At 41.7% G+C, this 18,739-nt stretch carries 18 protein-coding genes, 1 pseudogene and 2 riboswitches; of the genes and pseudogenes, 17 read left to right on the top strand and 2 right to left on the bottom strand.

The genetic code is table 11. From position 1 onward, the window contains the following. Positions 1-43: 43 nt before the first annotated feature. From GJU40_RS02590 to GJU40_RS02515, 16 genes and pseudogenes are all read left to right on the top strand, one after another. Positions 44-1,204 carry a D-alanyl-D-alanine carboxypeptidase family protein gene (locus GJU40_RS02590; protein ID WP_154306171.1) on the top strand — a complete coding sequence of 387 codons (1,161 nt, stop codon included), beginning with the start codon at positions 44-46 and terminating at the stop codon, positions 1,202-1,204. Further along, complete coding sequence (locus tag GJU40_RS02585) at positions 1,197-1,784, top strand: nucleoside recognition domain-containing protein (protein WP_154306170.1); 588 nt, start codon at positions 1,197-1,199, stop codon at positions 1,782-1,784. The genes GJU40_RS02590 and GJU40_RS02585 overlap by 8 nt, the downstream gene beginning before the upstream one ends. 16 nt (positions 1,785-1,800) lie before the next feature. Continuing rightward, positions 1,801-2,322, top strand: coding sequence for a spore maturation protein (locus GJU40_RS02580; protein ID WP_425481187.1), 522 nt, complete (start codon positions 1,801-1,803; stop codon positions 2,320-2,322). A gap of 201 nt (positions 2,323-2,523) precedes the next feature. Next, positions 2,524-3,258: a 23S rRNA pseudouridine(2605) synthase RluB gene (gene rluB / locus GJU40_RS02575; RefSeq protein ID WP_154306169.1), complete on the top strand. Its 735-nt coding sequence runs from the start codon at positions 2,524-2,526 to the stop codon at positions 3,256-3,258. A gap of 90 nt (positions 3,259-3,348) precedes the next feature. Further along, entirely contained in the window at positions 3,349-3,870 is a 522-nt protein-coding gene (resA, locus tag GJU40_RS02570) for a thiol-disulfide oxidoreductase ResA (protein WP_154306168.1), read from the top strand. A gap of 16 nt (positions 3,871-3,886) precedes the next feature. Then, positions 3,887-5,521: a cytochrome c biogenesis protein ResB gene (gene resB, locus GJU40_RS02565; RefSeq protein WP_154306167.1), complete on the top strand. Its 1,635-nt coding sequence runs from the start codon at positions 3,887-3,889 to the stop codon at positions 5,519-5,521. Positions 5,522-5,534: 13 nt separating this feature from the next. After that, positions 5,535-6,707 (top strand): c-type cytochrome biogenesis protein CcsB, encoded by a 1,173-nt coding sequence (gene ccsB, locus GJU40_RS02560; RefSeq protein ID WP_154306166.1) that lies wholly within the window; start codon positions 5,535-5,537, stop codon positions 6,705-6,707. A gap of 92 nt (positions 6,708-6,799) precedes the next feature. Next, entirely contained in the window at positions 6,800-7,522 is a 723-nt protein-coding gene (locus GJU40_RS02555) for a response regulator transcription factor (RefSeq protein ID WP_154306165.1), read from the top strand. Next, positions 7,519-9,312, top strand: coding sequence for an ATP-binding protein (locus GJU40_RS02550; RefSeq protein WP_246188256.1), 1,794 nt, complete (start codon positions 7,519-7,521; stop codon positions 9,310-9,312). Before GJU40_RS02555 ends, GJU40_RS02550 begins: the two co-directional genes overlap by 4 nt. A gap of 86 nt (positions 9,313-9,398) precedes the next feature. Next, positions 9,399-9,584: riboswitch (cobalamin riboswitch) on the top strand. A 125-nt stretch (positions 9,585-9,709) separates the two neighbouring features. Beyond that, positions 9,710-10,141 (top strand): DUF4430 domain-containing protein, encoded by a 432-nt coding sequence (locus GJU40_RS02545; RefSeq protein ID WP_154306163.1) that lies wholly within the window; start codon positions 9,710-9,712, stop codon positions 10,139-10,141. A gap of 2 nt (positions 10,142-10,143) precedes the next feature. Then, a complete protein-coding gene (locus GJU40_RS02540) occupies positions 10,144-10,647 on the top strand; it encodes an ECF transporter S component (RefSeq protein ID WP_154306162.1) in 504 nt (167 codons plus the stop codon). A 99-nt stretch (positions 10,648-10,746) separates the two neighbouring features. Beyond that, entirely contained in the window at positions 10,747-11,331 is a 585-nt protein-coding gene (locus GJU40_RS02535; protein ID WP_154306161.1) for a cob(I)yrinic acid a,c-diamide adenosyltransferase, read from the top strand. A 285-nt stretch (positions 11,332-11,616) separates the two neighbouring features. Next, entirely contained in the window at positions 11,617-12,168 is a 552-nt protein-coding gene (gene sigX / locus GJU40_RS02530; protein ID WP_154306160.1) for an RNA polymerase sigma factor SigX, read from the top strand. Next, positions 12,143-13,315: a hypothetical protein gene (locus GJU40_RS02525; RefSeq protein ID WP_154306159.1), complete on the top strand. Its 1,173-nt coding sequence runs from the start codon at positions 12,143-12,145 to the stop codon at positions 13,313-13,315. Before sigX ends, GJU40_RS02525 begins: the two co-directional genes overlap by 26 nt. A 172-nt stretch (positions 13,316-13,487) precedes the next feature. Further along, positions 13,488-14,159, top strand: a pseudogene (locus GJU40_RS02520) (peptidoglycan DD-metalloendopeptidase family protein); the annotation flags it as partial. 219 nt (positions 14,160-14,378) lie between these two features. Next, positions 14,379-15,191, top strand: a complete 813-nt coding sequence (locus GJU40_RS02515; RefSeq protein WP_154306157.1) for a histidinol-phosphatase — start codon at positions 14,379-14,381, stop codon at positions 15,189-15,191. A 110-nt stretch (positions 15,192-15,301) separates the two neighbouring features. Here the strand turns inward: GJU40_RS02515 and serA are convergent, their stop codons facing one another. Next, positions 15,302-16,876: a phosphoglycerate dehydrogenase gene (serA, locus tag GJU40_RS02510; RefSeq protein WP_154306156.1), complete on the bottom strand. Its 1,575-nt coding sequence runs from the start codon at positions 16,874-16,876 to the stop codon at positions 15,302-15,304. A 212-nt stretch (positions 16,877-17,088) separates the two neighbouring features. After that, positions 17,089-17,228: riboswitch (FMN riboswitch) on the top strand. Between the two features lie 147 nt (positions 17,229-17,375). On the opposite strand from serA, the gene GJU40_RS02505 reads away from it, so the two are divergent. Next, complete coding sequence (locus tag GJU40_RS02505) at positions 17,376-17,957, top strand: ECF transporter S component (RefSeq protein ID WP_154306155.1); 582 nt, start codon at positions 17,376-17,378, stop codon at positions 17,955-17,957. A 375-nt stretch (positions 17,958-18,332) separates the two neighbouring features. On the opposite strand, the gene GJU40_RS02500 is transcribed toward GJU40_RS02505, so the two are convergent. Next, entirely contained in the window at positions 18,333-18,581 is a 249-nt protein-coding gene (locus GJU40_RS02500; protein WP_154306154.1) for a ferredoxin, read from the bottom strand. Positions 18,582-18,739 lie beyond the last annotated feature (158 nt).

Raw genomic sequence — 18,739 nt, 5'->3', positions numbered from 1 at the left:
GCATAAACTTGTACAAATCATCTGAAAAGGGCGTGGACATTTCATGTTACAACTTTTGAAAAAAGGACTCCTCTTCATCGTCATATCTTCCATCCTTCTTACCGGATTAACTATACATTCTCCAATTGCTGAAGCTGTCAGCGCCAGAAGTGCTATTTTAATTGAACAGGAAACAGGAAGAGTGCTTTATGCCAAGGATGAGCATACAAAAAGGAGAATCGCCAGCATAACTAAAATTATGACTGCGGTGTTAGCGATAGAATCCGGCAAAATGGACACGTACGCGACAGTCAGTGCACGCGCCCTCCAGGCTGAAGGATCTGCTATCTACCTTCAGGAAGGTGAAAAAATAAAGCTTCAGGATTTGGTCTATGGACTGATGCTCCGATCAGGCAATGACTCTGCGGTTGCCATTGCCGAGCATGTCGGAGGCAGCCTTGAAGGATTTGTTTACATGATGAATCAAAAAGCGGCTGAAATAGGCATGAAGAATACCGAATTTGCCAATCCGCACGGTCTGGATGACCATGAAAATCATTTCTCGAGTGCATATGATATGGCATTGCTTTGCAAATATGCCATGCACTTGCCGCAGTACAGGGAAATAGCTTCCACTAAAGTTCATAGAGCGCCCAATCCCAATGCTGACTGGGACAGAGTATGGAAAAACAAAAACAAGCTGCTGACAGGATTATATGAGTACTCGACCGGAGGAAAAACTGGCTATACGAAAAGAGCAAAAAGGACACTTGTCTCCACTGCCACTAAGGGCGATATGAATTTAATAGCGGTGACCATTGATGATCCTGATGATTGGAATGATCATATCGGCATGTTCAATGAAGCATTTGAACATTACGATATGTATGAAGTGAAAAAGAAGGGAACCATCAGTGGTCTGACTGATTCTTATTATAACAAACAGGTCTTTATCAGCCGCAGCATTACTTATCCGCTTACTCAGAAAGAAATAAAAGAGATTTCAATCAACTATGAATTTTTGGAGCCGGACAAAAGATGGGAGAGAGAACGGTCCTTTCCCGGGGTTGTCGGCAAGCTTTCTGTCAAGTTAAAGGATGAAGAAATTGAATCTGTGCCTTTGTTTTTTAAAAAGGGCAAGTCAAGAGCGCCGGATGAGGCTGGCTTTTGGGAGACATTTCAGCGGATTTTCTATTCCTCAATAGGCGCAGATGCACATGGTTAATCTCATATGGGTTTTCCTCACAGTGGCCGGGCTGATATTCGCACTTTTCAACGGTACAATAGATGCTGTAAATGAGGCGATTTTTAAAGGAGCAAAAGATGCAGTCACCATTTCGATAGGTTTGATCAGCGTTTTGGTATTCTGGCTCGGCCTGATGAAAATCGCAGAATCAGCAGGATTGCTGGAAAAGCTCGGGCTGTTGTTCAAACCTGTGGTGAGAAGACTTTTTCCTGACATCCCTCCCAGCCACCCCGCAATGGGGTATATTCTGTCCAATATGATGGCCAACATGTTCGGGCTTGGAAATGCAGCTACTCCCCTTGGCATTAAAGCGATGGAGCAGATGAAAAAGCTGAATGGAAACGCTGAGTCTGCAAGCCGCTCAATGATTACTTTTTTGGCCATTAATACATCAAGCATTACTTTGATACCCACTACGGTTATCGCAATCCGAATGACATACGGATCGCAATCATCCACAGAGATAGTAGGACCCACAATTCTGGCATCTCTTATAGCAACCATCGGAGCTGTGCTTGTTGACCGCTATTTTTATTACAGAAGAAAGTCTAAAGGGTGATGGAATGCTTCAAATCATGAGTTTACTATCTCTATGGATGATACCGGCAATCATTGCATTCATTTTAATATACGGGACGTGGAAAAAAATTCCTGCTTATGAAGCCTTTGTTGAAGGAGGCAAAGAAGGGATTACAATTGCTTTTTCCATTATTCCTTACCTTGTCGGAATGCTGGTTGCTATATCCATTTTCAGGGCGTCAGGTGCTTTAGGGTTTCTCGTAGAGTTGCTCCGCCCGGTATTGCAGATGGCGGGGGTTCCCTCAGAAATCGTTCCTTTGGCTTTTATCAGGCCCATATCCGGAACAGCTGCTCTTGGCATGACAACAGATCTGATTGCTGCGCACGGCCCTGACTCTTTTCTTGGGCGGCTCGCTTCCGTGATGCAGGGGAGCACAGATACAACACTCTATATTTTAACAGTCTACTTTGGTGCCGTGGGCATTAAAAAAATGGGCGACGCTCTGAAGGTGGGTCTTCTAGCGGATTTGATCGGAATTATTGCTTCAATTGTGATTGTTACGATTCTTTTTTCTTGAACACTTTTTGCAAATGTCTGTACTTGTCATACAGAATCCTAAATAAAGAAGGGCCTTACTCCACACACTAAGAATCATGTGTCAGGAGTAAGGTTTTGTTGTGTGATTGAGCATAAGAATGTTTAAAAAAAGGGCTTATTCACTTACCAGCTTGTCTAAAGGTGCTGAAAGAAGTAAGATTGTTAACGAGGTGAATTGAACATGGAACGTTTACAGAAGGTAATTGCGCACGCAGGTGTAGCATCAAGAAGAAAAGCAGAGGAATTAATTGCTGAAGGTAAGGTAAAAGTGAATGGGAAAACTGTAACAGAGCTCGGTTTGAAAGTGACTGACAATGATTCGGTTGAAGTAAATGGTGTGCCTTTAGAGAGAGAGGAGCCTGTTTACTATTTACTATATAAACCACGCGGTGTTATTTCCGCAGCGAAGGATGATAAGGACCGTAAAGTTGTAACTGATTTCCTACCGCATGTAAAGCAGAGAATTTATCCTGTGGGAAGGCTGGACTATGATACAACAGGGCTGATTTTGCTGACAAATGACGGCGGCTTTGCAAATTTACTGATGCATCCAAAATACCAAATGGACAAAACATATGTGGCTAAAGTGAAAGGTGCGCCGTTCAGGGAAAATTTAAAAAAGCTTGAGCGCGGCATAGAATTAGAGGATGGAAAAACAGCGCCTGCCAGGGTTAAGGTGGCATCTGTTGATAAGAAAAAAGGAACAAGCATCGTCGAAATTACCATACATGAGGGTAGAAACCGGCAAGTCAGAAGGATGTTTGAAGCAATTGGACATCCCGTCATGAAACTGAAGCGCGAAAGATATGCAACGCTGGATTTGAAAGGCTTGAATCCCGGAGACTCGAGGGAACTGACGCCTCATGAAGTGAAGCAGCTGAGAGCGATGGCTGAGCATGGAAAAAGCGCTTTCTAAGTTTCACATAAACTTCATAAAATCAAAATTCGGCATGTCCTCTTAATGATATAATGACGAAGAATGTATTCTTTTTTAGGGGAGCAAGGAATGAAAAAGAACAGACTTATGATACGGTCAGCTATACTCCTGGTGCTTGCGCTGGCAATCGGATACACATTATATACAAACTTTTTTACCAATAAAGAAATTGTGAAGGCTGGGGGTACAGCACCGGACTTTTTGTTAACTGATTTGAACGGGAACACCCATCAGCTTTCGGATTACCGCGGAAAAGGAGTATTCCTTAATTTCTGGGGTACATGGTGTGAACCATGCAAACGTGAAATGCCATATATGGAAAATCAATATCAGCATTATCGGCAAAAAGGGGTGGAGGTGCTGGCTGTAAATATCGCAGAATCCAATCTGTCAGTACAGAATTTTGCAGATGAATACGGCCTGAACTTTCCAATTGTGCTTGATAAAGACAGACAGGTTTTAAATGCTTATGGGGTTAAGCCCCTGCCAACGACTTTTTTGATAGATAAAGATGGAAAGGTCGTGAAGGTGCATTCAGGCCAGCTTACAGAGAGAACGATTCAGGAGTTTATGGATCAAATAGAACCTTAAATAGGGAGATTTCAGCATGAAAGATGTAAAATGCGAGTGCGGTCATATCAATCCGCACGGCACAGTTTTATGTGAGTCCTGCGGAAAGCCGGTTGAAGGGGAAAACGCCGCCGAAAGCAAACAGCTTTTGGATATGAGGTATGACGGAAGCGCCAGGCGCTCGCAGACTTACAACAAAACGATCGTTGATAAAATATGGAACTTTTTCTCATCCGTAAAAGTGGGTGTCTGGCTTATTGTGATTACATTGGCTGCTTCGGCACTGGGGACCATTTTTCCGCAGGAAATGTACATACCGAAAAGTGTACCTCCGGGAACCTTTTACAAAGATGAGTACGGCAGTCTGGGCCAGCTTTATTATCAGCTGGGCTTTCATGATCTTTATGGTTCATGGTGGTATATGATCCTGATCGCTTCGATTGGGATTTCACTTGTTATCTGCAGCCTTGACCGGGTTATCCCTCTGTACAGGGCTCTCAAAAAGCAGGGTGTTACCCGCCATGACAACTTCATGAGAAGGCAGAGAATATACGGGGAAACTCCAGCTGCCGGAGAAGGCGATCTTCATCATGTGAAAACTGCCCTGCAGAAACGCCGCTACCAGGTAAGGACACAGGGAGAAAACATATTCGCTGAAAAAGGCAGGTTTTCCAGATGGGGACCGTATGTCAATCACGTAGGGCTCATCATCTTCTTGATTGGAGCCATGCTGAGGTTTTTCCCGGACATGTACATTGATGAAGTATTATGGATACGCGAGGGTGAAACAACAGTAATCCCGGGCACAGAAGGATTATATTATCTGACAAATCATCGTTTTTTGCATGAGGTATATGAAAGTGAAAATGAAGATGCTGTGTTTGAGGAAGCCATTACACGTGTTGGTGAAGGAGCAGTAGCAAAGAATTTTCAATCTGATGTTACCTTATACGAGAGAACCGGTGAGATTGTACATGGTGCCGCACCCCAGCTTAAAAAGGTGACAGATAAGGAAATTCGCGTGAATGAACCGTTGAAGTTTGATAGCTTTGCTTTGTATCAGGTTGATTTTAAATTAAATGAGCTGAATACAATGAATTTCAGATTAATAGATAAAGAGAGTGAGCAAAGTTTTGGAAGCCTGCAAATAGACTTGCTTGATCCCGAAAAAGCATATGACCTGGGAAATGGCTACTCAGTTGAAATTTCCAGCTACCTTCCGGATTTTTATTTTAATGCAGAAGGTAAACCGGCTACCAAAACGAGGGTGCCGAATAACCCGGCCTTTGTTTTTAAAATGATTGCACCGGATAAGCCTGAAGGGGAAACAAGCTTTGTAGCGATACAGCAAACCATTGAACCAGCTGGAGACAATCAATACAAAATGCAATTTGAAAGTGCAGAAACAAAAAACCTGACTGCCTTAACAGTCCGGAAAGATCATACCCTCTGGCTGCTTGGAATAGGCGGGGCAATCTTTATGATCGGCGTGATTCAGGGAATGTACTGGAATCATCGTCGGATCTGGCTGAAAAGGAGTGCTGAAGGGATTGCTGTTGCAGCACATACAAATAAAAACTGGTTCGGGCTGAAGAGTGACATCAAAGCTGTCCTGGAAGGAACATCCCTGGATATGCCGGCTGACCAGAGAGAGAACGATTTGGAGGATTAGGGAGGGACGAAACATGGCCGCATTAAGCAGCAATCTTTTATATGCAGCTTTCTTTCTTTATTTGATTGGGACTTTTATTTTTGGGGGATCAATCAGGGATAAAAAAGACCGCAAAAACCCGAATAACTGGGCAAAAGCTGCCATCGCCGTTACAATTGCAGGTTTCATTGCGCAAACGGGGTATTTTATTACAAGGTGGATTGCAGCCGGACATGCTCCGGTCAGCAACCTTTTTGAATTCACTACATTTTTTGGTATGATGTTGGTATTGGCATTTATCATTATTTATTTTATTTATAAAACATCGGTATTGGGCTTATTTACTCTTCCGGTAGCATTGCTTCTGATTGCCTACGCAAGCATGTTCCCGACAGAAATATCCCCGCTTATACCGGCTTTAAAGAGCAGCTGGCTTTATATTCATGTAACGACGGCTGCGCTTGGACAGGCACTGCTTGCCATCAGTTTTATTGCAGGGGTATTATATTTATTGAAAAGTGTTGATCAAAGCAAAAAATCAAAAAAAACATTCTGGCTGGAATTTGTCATGTTTGTTCTGGTGGCGACTCTTGCTTTTATACTGGTCACAACTGCATTCCGGTCAATGGACTATCAGGCAGTCTACCAATGGACAGATAAAAATGATCAGTCTGCAGAAATGGTTTATACGCTTCCTGCTATACTCGGTCCTAATGAGAGCCAGCTGCTTACAGAAGGCAGAATGCAGCCGCTTATAGAACTTCCTGCTATCATATCAGGAAGAAAAGCAAATACTGTAATATGGTCAGTTTTAGTCGGGCTTGTTTTATACGGAGCTTTAAGACTGGTGCTGAGAAAAAGGATATCCGCTGCCATGCAGCCGCTTGTCAGACATGTAAGGCTGGATCTTGTTGATGAAATTGGATATCGTTCTGTTACAATCGGCTTTCCGGTATTTACGTTGGGAGCGCTGATTTTCGCCATGATCTGGGCGCAGATTGCGTGGACAAGATTTTGGGGCTGGGATCCTAAAGAAGTATGGGCTTTAATTACGTGGCTGTTTTATGCAGCTTATCTTCACCTCAGGCTGTCAAAAGGATGGCATGGGGAGAAGTCGGCCTGGCTGGCAGTCATAGGATTTGCCATCATTATGTTTAATTTGATTTTTGTCAATCTGGTTATTGCAGGTCTGCATTCCTACGCATAAGACCAGGCACTTAAAAAAAGGACAGCCTTCACTTAGCTAGTGGAGGCTTTTTCTGAATAATTAACTGAAAGCTGATGTGGAGGAAGTTACCTATGGAAAACACTTTTAAAGAAAAAATACTCGTGGTAGATGATGAGGAACGTATTAGAAGGCTATTAAGAATGTACCTGGAAAGAGAGAACTATGAAATTGAAGAGGCAGAGAACGGTGATGAAGCCCTGGAGCTGGCTCTGACGAACAATTACGATCTCATTCTGCTCGATTTAATGATGCCGGGAATTGACGGCATAGAAGTATGCAGACAGCTTCGGGAAAAGAAAGCTACCCCGGTGATTATTCTTACTGCAAAAGGGGAGGAAGCTAACAGGGTGCAGGGCTTTGAAGTAGGAGCAGATGATTATATTGTGAAGCCTTTCAGTCCGCGCGAGGTTGTGCTGAGGGTTAAAGCTCTGTTGAGACGATCATCGACGACAACGTTTTTAAAAACAGACACAGCTTCAAAGAATGTTGTGGTCTTTCCCCATCTGTCAATTGACCATGATGCCCACCGAGTGACTGCAGACGGCACAGAGGTCAGCCTGACACCGAAGGAGTATGAGCTTCTTTATTTTCTTGCCAAAACGCCTGATAAGGTATATGACAGAGAAAAACTGCTGAAAGAGGTCTGGCAGTATGAGTTTTTCGGTGATTTAAGAACGGTTGATACTCATGTGAAAAGGTTAAGAGAGAAGCTGAATAAAGTGTCTCCTGAGGCTGCTAAAATGATTGTAACAGTTTGGGGAGTAGGCTATAAATTTGAGGTAGGAAATTCCTGATGTTTTGGAAAAGTGTTGTAGGAAAGCTTTGGTTTACCATTCTTTTGCTGGTCTCTTTTGTGCTTGCAGTTCTCACTGTGCTCCTGCTGGAGTTTATTGAGAATTATCATGTTGATGTAGCAGAAAAGGAATTAAATCAGCTGGCAAACAAAGTGTCAATTATTTTGGAGAACCACAGCGACCAGGAACAGGGAAGATCTATTGCCTGGGAGCTTGTTGATGAATTGACGAATGTACTCATCGTTGAAGATGGCCAGTACTGGCAGTCACCTAAAAATTTTGAAAATTCTCCGCAAATTTCCATGGAGCAAATCAGGAGAGACCCCGATCTTGCAGCAATACTGAATTCGGACCAAAATGCCAGCAAGAGAATGCTCCTGCCTAGAACGAATGGAAATGAAGAAAGTGAAGTACTGGTTGTCGGGGTTCCTTTTGAAACTGTCAGCGGCATGACAGGGACTGTGTTTATTGCGCAGTCTTTGCTTGCTGTTCATGAAACAACAAAGCATACCACAAACTATATCTTTCTGGCCGCAGGAATCGCATTTGTGTTAACAACATTTTTTGCTTTTTTCCTTTCTACAAGAATTACCTATCCGCTCAGAAAAATGCGGGAGGCCGCCCAGGAGCTTGCCAGAGGAAAGTTTGACACAAAAGTTCCCATCATGCAGCATGATGAAATCGGGGAGCTTGCCGTCGCATTCAACCAGATGGGCAGGCAGCTGAAATTTCATATTAATGCACTCAGTCAGGAAAAAGAGCACTTATCCAGCATTTTAAGCAGTATGGCGGATGGCGTAATTACGCTGAATATCGATGGTACGATACTTGTATCCAATCCCCCTGCTGAACGATTTTTGCAGGCATGGTACTATGAGCAGGGAATGAACACTGAAGATGAAGAAGAACTCCCTCCGCTTGCTTTGGAATTGTTTCAAAGAGTTGTCAGCGCTGAGAAGGAGCAAATTATAGAAATCACGCTTCAAGGACGGAGCTGGGTCATTTTAATGAGCCCTCTCTACAACCAGTCCTATGTAAGGGGAGCTGTTGCTGTCCTGAGAGATATGACTGAAGAGAGGCGGCTCGATAAGCTTCGGAAGGACTTTATCGCAAATGTGAGCCATGAACTTCGTACACCGATTAGCATGCTTCAGGGCTACAGTGAAGCCATTGTAGATGATATTGCGAGTTCAGAGGAAGAGAGGCGGGAGATATCTCAGGTCATATATGATGAATCTCTCAGAATGGGCCGTCTTGTTAACGATCTTCTGGATCTCGCGAGAATGGAAGCCGGGCACATCAGCTTGAATTATGAGGAAACTTCTGTACCTGATTTTATTGAAAGAATAAATAGGAAATTTCAGGGGCTGGCCAGAGAGAAAGGCATAGATTTAATTAGTGAAATTCAACTCAAAAACTCTGTTTTTGTTCTGGACCCTGATAAAATTGAGCAGGTGCTGACCAATTTGGTGGACAATGCAATCAGGCATACTGATTCAGGCGGATCAGTTGCGATCGCGATTTCAGGTTCAGATAGCGGGTTGAAAACAGATGTGAGGGACTCAGGTTCCGGAATTCAGGAAGAAGACCTTCCTTTTGTATTTGAACGATTTTATAAAGCTGATAAAGCGAGAACGAGAGGCAGATCGGGAACAGGACTCGGGCTTGCGATTGCCAAAAATATTGTCGAAGCACACGGCGGAACCATTCATGTACACAGTAAACTGGAAGAAGGAACTACCTTCTCATTTTACCTGCCGCAAAAAACACTGAACAATGACAGTGTGTGACGAACAATCTTGTTCCATGGGAAACAAAAACAAGAAAAATCTTGCTTCCTGTAGGGAAGGTATTTTAAAATAAAAAGAGATCAACTGAATATTATTGATAAATTCGGTACCTGTACGGGTTTAAAAGGGAATTTGGTGAAAGGCCAAAACTGTCCCCGCAACTGTAATTGCTGACGAAATTGGGCATGCCACTGCAAGAGTATTCTTGCGGGAAGGGCCTTTGAGTAGGAAGACGCATAAGTCAGTAGACCTGCCGGTTTTTCAACCTTCAGTATCTTTTCTTCGGGGATTGAGAAAGGAACGGCGGATTTTTTTTTGGCGTCGTTTAGCTCATTCTGTCCAGAATGGGCTTTTTATTTTTCATCTTCCTGATACTTAAAAAATAGGAGGACTGAACATGAACAAATACTTAATGGTGTTGATGTCCCTTGTGCTGGCTGTTTTGACTGCCTGTGCACCGGCTCAAACTGACCAGAACGATTCGGGCGCTTCACAGCAGCCTGAAAACGGGCAGCAAGAATTATCTAAAGAAGCAGGTGAAGAGCTTAGTGCTTCTATTAAGCTGACAAAAGATCAAAAGGCTGAAGAACTTTCCAGCAAAGAGGTTGTCTTTGAAGGGGGCGAATCTTTAATGGAAGTAATGAATCAGAATTTTGAAGTAGAAGATGAAGCTGGATTTATTACCAGCATAGACGGAATTGAAGCGAATGCAGATGAAAAATATGCATGGATGTTCGATGTAAATGGAGAACCTGCAATGAAGGGCGCCAATGATATCATCCTTGAAGATGGAGATGTTGTTGAGTTTGACCTTCAAAAGTGGGAGTAAAAATGAGTGTTAAAAAAATAAGCTTGCTTTCTCTGCTGGCAGCATTAGCTGTTGCAGGGAGGGTAAGCTTTCAATTTATTCCGAATGTCCAGCCGATGACAGCGGTCATCATGATCACTTCCATTCTGCTAGGACCCTTAAGCGGATTGATTGTGGCTGCATTGGGAGCATTTCTTTCCAATTTGTTAATGGGAATGGGATACTGGACCATCTCTCAAGTTGCTGCATGGGGGTCGATTGCAGTACTTTTCGGGTACCTTGGAAAACTTTCAGTAAAGAGGATGCTGATGATAGGTACGCCTTTTGCAGTCGCTGCGGGTTATCTATATGGCTTCATCGTATCACTGCCAATGTTTATCATGACAAAACATGGCTGGCTGTACTATTTGTCCGGACTCCCGTTTGATACGGCTCACGCAGTAGGAAATGGCATTTTCTTTTTTATTTTATATCCCGTGATGGCAAGGGCATACTATTCGCTTTCTGATAGATGGCTGTACTCATAATTTCACCGCAGGTTCTCAACTGCATTTGAATAGAAAACAAAGAAATGAGCATAATAATAGAATAATAGAAAATACGTTTATAACAAGGGAGGAACCTCAATGAATCTTTATACAAGAACCGGAGACAAAGGGAAAACGAGCATCATTGGCGGAAGAGTGGATAAAGATGATCTCAGAGTTGAAGCATATGGAACAATTGATGAGTTAAATTCTTTTGTCGGGCAGGCCATGACGCTTTTAAAAGAACCCGCGTTTCAGGATATTTATCAGGAGCTTGAAAAAGTGCAGCACGAACTCTTTGACTGCGGAGGAGATTTAGCTGTGATTCATGAAAAGCAAAAAAGTCCCTACAAAGCAAATGAGGAGATGGTGAAATTTCTGGAAGAAAGAATTGATGCTTATACTGCAGAGGCGCCCCCGTTGCAGCGCTTTATTCTTCCCGGAGGCTCTCCTGCAGCAGCTGCCATTCATGTGGCAAGAACTGTAGCCAGAAGAGCAGAACGAAGAACAGTTTCTTTGCAAAAAGAAACAGAGATACACAGTGTAGTACCAAAATATTTAAACAGGCTCTCTGATTATTTTTTTGCAGCTGCCAGAGTAATTAACTATAGATCCAGCTTGAATGATATTGAATATGAGAGAAGTGCGGTTGTTTTCAAGGAAAGACCAAAGGAGCAGGACTGAGACTGCAGACACACTCGAGTAACTTGAGTGTGTCTGCAGTTTTTTTAAGTTACAATGAATACATGTGGAAAAAAAGGAGAATACATATTCCCTCTATATTGCATGTTTAGCATAGGGAACTGTAATTTACTAACTACAAGATTCGTTTGCTGTTTTTCTTTCTTCAGCAGCTGTAGTCGTTGTGGTATGCTTCTGCAGATATTGTATTTTTTCTATATAATAATAGTTATAATGTAACTTTTAAAGATATATAATCGACAAATACATTGAACGGAGGGTTCTCCGATGGAAAAAACCTTTCACAGGTTATACGAAACGTATCACTATGATATTTTTCAATATTTATACTATATGGTAAAAAACCGTGAGCAGGCTGAAGATTTAACTCAGGAAGTTTATATAAGGGTTTTGAGAGCTTATGACAAGTTTGAGGGAAGAAGCAGTGAAAAAACCTGGATATTATCAATAGCCAGACATGTTGCCATTGATTGGTTCAGAAAACAAAAAACTGTCAAACAGCGGATTCTTGAGAAGTTTGACTGGGAAAAAGAACAAATCAGGGATGCTGGGCCTCTTCCTGATGAAATCACCATGCAGGGAGAGCAGGTGGCTGCAATATACAAGGCACTGGATTCTTGTACGGTTGATCAAAAGTCCGTTGTGATACTGCGTTATATTCAGGGCTTGTCCATATCTGAAAGTGCGGAGGCGTTGTCCTGGACGGAAAGCAAAGTAAAAACAACCCAGCACAGAGCATTAAAGGCAATCAAGAAATGCATAGAAGAATTTAATACTGAGGAGGGGTACAGTCATGAAGAAATCCAAAGTAAGCGATGATCAGGAAATAGAACATTTGCTGAGTCAATTACCTCCTGTTAAAGACCGGCGTACACCGGAAGAAATCTATCAGAACGTGTCGCTGAAAATGCAAAGCAGTAAAAAGAAAATTTGGCTCGGTCCAGTGTTGGCAAGCGCTGCAGCTATATTTATTCTGTTTCTGTTTTCCCCATTTCTCTTCGAAGAGTTTCGCAGCGGCTCACAATCCGGGAATGAACAATCTGCAGGAAACTCCTCCCAATCCACCGATCAAGCTGTCACAGAAGATTTGCCCAAAGAGAGGGATGATGTTAATGATGTAGTGCCTGTTCCTGAAACTACAGATTTAAAAGAAGAAGTTGATACCTTTGTTGTTCCAGCTGAGAGTTCGGAGACCTTTATCACGGTTGCATTTAGAGATGCCAATCTTCAAAATTTAATTCCGGTCAGTCTGAAAGGAATTGCTGATAGAGACAAAGCTTCTCAAATAAAAGGCATCCTCGAAAACTTTAATGAAGAAGAAGCGGGACTTGCTACCTCTTTTTTTGAAAAAGTCCAGCTGAAAACCCCAATTGAAAGTAAGAATAGGGTTCAGGTGAATCTTGAAGCTGCTGTTCTATCCTCAAGTGCAGATTCAGAAGGCTTGAATGAAATTTCTGAAACCCTGAAACAAAATGGTTATTTGGAAGCTGAGCTATATTCCAACAGCTTTCAGGAAAAGGGTGTAGAAGCCGGAAACTATGGCAAACTGGAAGAGCTGGAGCTGAAGGGGCAAAGTTTTAAAGCTTATTACCTGTATCAAGCTGACGAAAACACACCTAAGCTTCTGACACCGTCGGCCGAGACTTTTACAAGCATAGATGCTGCACTTGGGGCCATGAAAAAAAGCATTGATACCCATCAGCTAAAGTCATTATTTACAGAATCAATCAGCTTTTCTAAAATTGAAAAGTCGGAAGGCTCACTGACACTGACATTTTCGAACAGCGCGCGCATTGAAAATACAGAAGCAAATGTATTAATGCTGGAAGGCATTTTGCTCACCGCTAAAGAGTTTGGATATCAGCAGGTGAAATTTGAAAACACAAACATTTCAAAGGTAGGAAGTATGGATTTAACACAACCTATTGTTGTCCCAGCCTCGCCAAATCCGCTTCCACGAAACTAGAGATGCATACAGCATCTCTTTTTTACGTTATTTGATAAATAGAAGAAGGAAATGAGTATAGAAACGGTAAGAAAAGAAATACCGCTGTATAAATTGGAAGAATTTGCTGCAGACTAGTTTTGTTTAATGGAAGCATGTATCAATATATTGCTTGAAAGTCTAGGAGGATACAATGAGAGTATTACAATATAGCTTTGCGCTTATTTTCCTGTTATTGTCGCTTTTGTATTCAATAGAAATAAAGAGAATTGCTGCTGCAGAGCACAAGGAAAATGATTGGGTACTTCCTGTAAACGGTTATATATCTGATACATTCGGTACCAGGGCGGGGAAACATAAAGGAATAGACATCGCTGCAAGTAAAGGTGAAAAAGTCTTTTCTGTCAGCAAAGGAATTGTCAGCAAATCTTATTATTCACAAACATATGGAAATGTTATTTTTGTCATGCATGAAAATGGCTATGAAACAGTTTACGCTCATTTAAATGAGAGACTTGCAAGAGAGGGAGAAAAAGTCTCAGGAGGGCAGGTAATCGGAACGGTGGGCAACACAGGCGTATCCAGAGGAAACCATCTTCATTTTGAAGTGCATAGAGGAAACTGGACGCCTGCAAAAGAGCATGCGATTGATCCGTTTATTGTGCTTTCTGAGGAAAAAATGCAAAGTGCAGTAACTGTTTCCGCACATAGTGATCTTCAGTCAGTTGATTCAGCAGTATTTGTAAAAAAGGGAGATACCTTATGGAGCATCTCGAAGAAGCTTGGGGTGGGAAGCGAAGAGTTGAAAAGCTGGAATCACCTTTCTCACGATAGAATTTATCCTGGTCAAAAGCTGTTAATATCGAAGCCTTGCGTAAAGCATATTGTTGCTAGGGGAGAAAGCTTGTCCTCGATTGCCCAGCATTATGAAAAGTCATTGAGTGAGCTAATAGAACTTAATGAATTAAAAGACGATAAAATATTTCCAGATCAAATCCTCCTTCTTGAGAAATAGAGGACGGGAAAAAATTTTACTATTTTCAGACTTCTTCGCTATAATGTAAGAATAGCGGGAGGGATGTATATGTTGACCGATTTTCACAACCATTTGGAGCGAGGCAGTCTCACACTAGATTATTTAAAAAAATTTACGGATGAAGCAGCCAGAAAAAACATTGCACATTTTGGCATTTCTGAGCATGCTTATCACTTTTATCAAACAAAGGATATATTGAGCAATCCCTGGGTGGAAGAAAGACGTTATTATGATATGAATGATTATGTCAGCTTATTTCATCAGGCATGGGATGAAGGCATTGATGTGAAAATGTCAGTTGAAATGGACTATACTCCAGGGAAGCATGCCGAAATGAAGAAATTTATCGACAGCTACGATTTCGATTATATCATTGGATCCATTCACTGGGTTGATGGTTTTGGGATAGATCTTAAAGAATATCTTCATGAATGGGATAAGAGAAACGTTGAGGACGTATACATAAAGTACTTTGACCAGGTAGTCACGCTTGCGCAATCCAATTTATTTGATATTATCGGCCATTTAGACCTAGTGAAAATTTTTCAATATGTCCCGGCAAATGAACAATTTTTGCTGGAGCAATATGAAAGAGCTGCTGCGGCTCTCGCCGAATCTAAAACATGTGTTGAAATTAGCACAGCCGGACTTAGAAAGCCGATAGGGCAGCTTTATCCAGATCCGCGCCTGCTGGAAATGTGCTTTAAAAAAGGTGTGCCGATCTGTCTTTCTTCTGATGCACATGTGCCTGAGGATGTTGGGGCAGATTACTCAAAGGCAGTAGAGTTGGCTAAAGCAACGGGATATCAGTCTCTCATGACATTTACAAAGGGACAGGCTAAAGAAATTCCTCTTCCTTAAAAGCCGGAAGACGGTGAAAGCTGCTCACAAAAAGAGGAAGTGCAAGGGCACTTCCTCTTTCCTTATGATGTTGATCATGAATAAGTACATATACCGGGGTGTTGAAAGGCTTATAAATCAATGGTTCTGACTGAGACAATACCTTCAAGGTCATTCAGTTCAGAAACAACTCTTTCAGTAACGGCTTTGTCAAAGGAAAGCATCATGATCGCATCACCGCCGCGCTGCTTTCTCCCAACCTGCATTGTTGCAATATTGATAGAATGGTCTCCCAGAAGACGTCCAACCCGGCCAATCGCTCCAGGCTTATCAGAATGCTGAATATACAGAAGGTGGCCGTCCGGATAAAAGTCAATATTAAATCCGTTTAACTCAACAATTCGTTCGCCATAATGGGGAATATAGGTGCCTTTAATAGAAAAAACACTTTTATTGCCGACTACTTTAACAGTCAAACAATTTTCATAACCTGAAGTTTCATTTGAAATTTTTTCACTAAAGCTGATGCCTCTCTCTTTGGCAATCATTCCTGCATTAACTTCATTTACGGTTGAAGCTACGCGGGGACTTAGGAAGCCTGCAATAAGGCTTTTCGTGATAGCTGCAGTTTGAAGTTCTCCTACTGAGCCTTCGTAAGCAACTGAAATTTCGTTAACAGGCTCTGCCATGCACTGAGAAACAAAGTTACCCATTTTTTTAGCCAATTGGTAAAACGGCATAATTTTTTCATATACTTCTTTGGAGATTGTTGGCAGGTTTATAGACGAAGTAACAGGCTCTCCATTGAAAAAAGCGAGCACCTCCTCAGAGACCTGAGAAGCTACATTCAATTGTGCTTCTTTAGTAGAAGCTCCCAAATGAGGAGTCGCAATTACCTGCTCATATTGAAGAAGCGAAGTGTTTTCAGGAGGTTCCGTTTCAAAAACATCGAGTGCGATTCCCCTTATATGGCCGCTTTCCAGTAGAGGTATAACGGCTGCTTCTTCAATAATTCCTCCTCGAGCACAGTTAATTAAGTAAACACCTTTTTTCGTTTTGGATAGTGTTTTTTCATTCAGCAATCCTTTTGTTTCCTTCGTTAGAGGAGTATGTACAGTAATAATGTCTGCTGTTGAAAGCAATTCATCCAGCGACGCCGTTGTAACGCCGATCTTATAAGCTCGTTCTTCAGTCAAAAAGGGATCAAACACAATTACATTCATTTCAAAAGCTCTGGCACGCTTCGCCAGCTCGCTCCCGATTCTTCCAAGACCGACAATCCCGAGTGTTTTTCCTCTCATTTCAGTTCCAACAAACGCGTTTCGGTTCCATTCATTTGACTTTACAGAGACGGTTGCCTGAGGAATGTGCCTGAGCATGGATGCCATCATGGCAAATGTATGTTCAGTTGTTGAAATGGTGTTTCCGTCCGGAGCATTTATAACAACAATCCCTAGTTTTGTGGCTGCTTCTACATCAATATTATCAACACCTACACCGGCTCTTGCCACAATTTTAAGCTGGGGCATTTTTTTCATTAATTCTTCTGTTACTTGCGTTGCACTTCTGACTAAGAGTGCGTCAGCTGTCTCTAGTTCCTCACCTGCATCAGCAACATTTTTGTTCACGAGCATAATATGAGAAGAGTTTAACAGCGGTTGAAGACCTTCTTCACTAATTTTATCTGAAACCAATATTCGAAACATAAGTGAACTCCTCCTGTAATCAATTATCAGATAATTTACCATATTTAAATAATGGTGTCAAACTTCTGTAAAGCGTTAATAGATGAAAGAGTTGTGCTGATATACTGCAGGCAATCATTTGCTATGGTAATCGCAAATATTCGGCAACAATCATTTTTATATACAAATATAGTTTCATGCATTATAATTTATCTTGAAAACAAAATAATATGATCAATCTTCGGGGCAGGGTGAAATTCCCGACCGGCGGTGATGAACTGATTTCAGTTCTAAGCCCGCGAGCCAATGCAACACGGCAGGATTCGGTGCGATTCCGAAGCCGACAGTACAGTCTGGATGGGAGAAGATGGAGGTTCTGCGTTTTTAAAAATTACTTTTTAAACGCTTATTCAACCTGCTCACATCTCCCTTTGCTGTTATAAGCAAGGGGTTTTTTAGTGAACAGGAAGAATGGACCAATGCTTCTTTTCAAGTTGATCATGAAAAGGAGAGGAAACAAATGAAACAAAGTAAGTTAAGAAAAAACATAGCAGTTGGGATGCTGAGCAGTATTGCTTACATTCTGATGATGCTGGATTTCCCGTTCCCGGGGCTTCCGCCATTTTTGAAAATTGATTTTAGTGATGTTCCTGCCATTATCGCGGCTCTAGTGTTTGGTCCTATAGCGGGCATAACAGTAGAAGCTGTTAAAAATGTACTGCATTATCTTATTCAGGGAAGTGCGACTGGCGTACCAGTGGGACAAATGGCAAACTTTATTGCCGGCTCTCTTTTCATTCTGCCTGCAGCACTAATATTCAGAAAACTGCAGTCAGCGAAAGGACTGCTTGCCGGTCTGGCGCTTGGCACTCTGTTAATGACAGTTGTCATGAGCATTTTAAACTACTATGTGATTCTTCCGGCATATACCTTATTTTTAAATATGCCTGCTATGTCTGCGGTAGAAACAAGGCAAACAATAGTTGCAGGTATACTGCCTTTCAATTTTGTTAAAGGAATAATTATTGCCTCAGTGTTTATGATCTTATTCTCTAAATTGCAGCCTTGGCTGAAAAACCAAATGATATATAAAAGTGCGTAGATAAAGTAAAATATTTTTTATTCTTAAGGCTTAAGTAAAATTTAAGGTCCCCAGGCTGTCGAGATACTCTCGGCAGTCTTTTATTTTATCTTTTATTTTGAATTTCTAAAGTGCGAGTGAGGATTTTTGAATATTTGGAAACCGGGACACAAGAAACTAGCTTTGCGGCGCTGAAGGCAGTTAGGGGGATCATCAAAAAATGGTCTTCCTGTAACTGGTCTTTTGCTTAGTTATGCGATTCCAGAGATACTATAATAAAACCTCATATTTGTTATACGACCGGAGTTTAAACTCAAAGCAAAAAAATAACATAGTAACTGTATATAGCTCTTTCTGCAAAAAAAAAAAAGCGAAAGCCGGGGCTTTCGCTTTTTTCTATTCGAATTTTAGAGCATCGCCTTCAAATGGCTCGTCAGATACTTTAATGGAATCTGTAGGGCAGCCTTCAAACGCGTCAATCATATCTTCTTCCAGAACATCTGGAACTTCAACAGTACCTTGATTGTCATCAAGGGTTACAAAAGCAATTCCTTCGTCATCATAATCATAAATATCGGGAGCAGCAGCACCGCAGGCTCCACAGGCAATACAAGTATCTTTGTCAACAATTGTATATTTTGGCATTTAGAAAAACCTCCTGAAAATCGTTCATAAATGAACAGTATCTATAATAGTACTTTACACCGTTAAAGGTGTAAACTCTTATTTCTATACTATTGTAAAGATGTTTTTTTAACTTTTCAATAAAAAAATCATTGAGAATGCTTATCATAGAGGGTTTC

Origin of the sequence: Metabacillus lacus, from assembly GCF_009674805.1 — a bacterium.
Classification (GTDB): domain Bacteria; phylum Bacillota; class Bacilli; order Bacillales; family Bacillaceae; genus Metabacillus_C; species Metabacillus_C lacus.
This window is presented reverse-complemented; position numbering and strand designations above follow the sequence as displayed.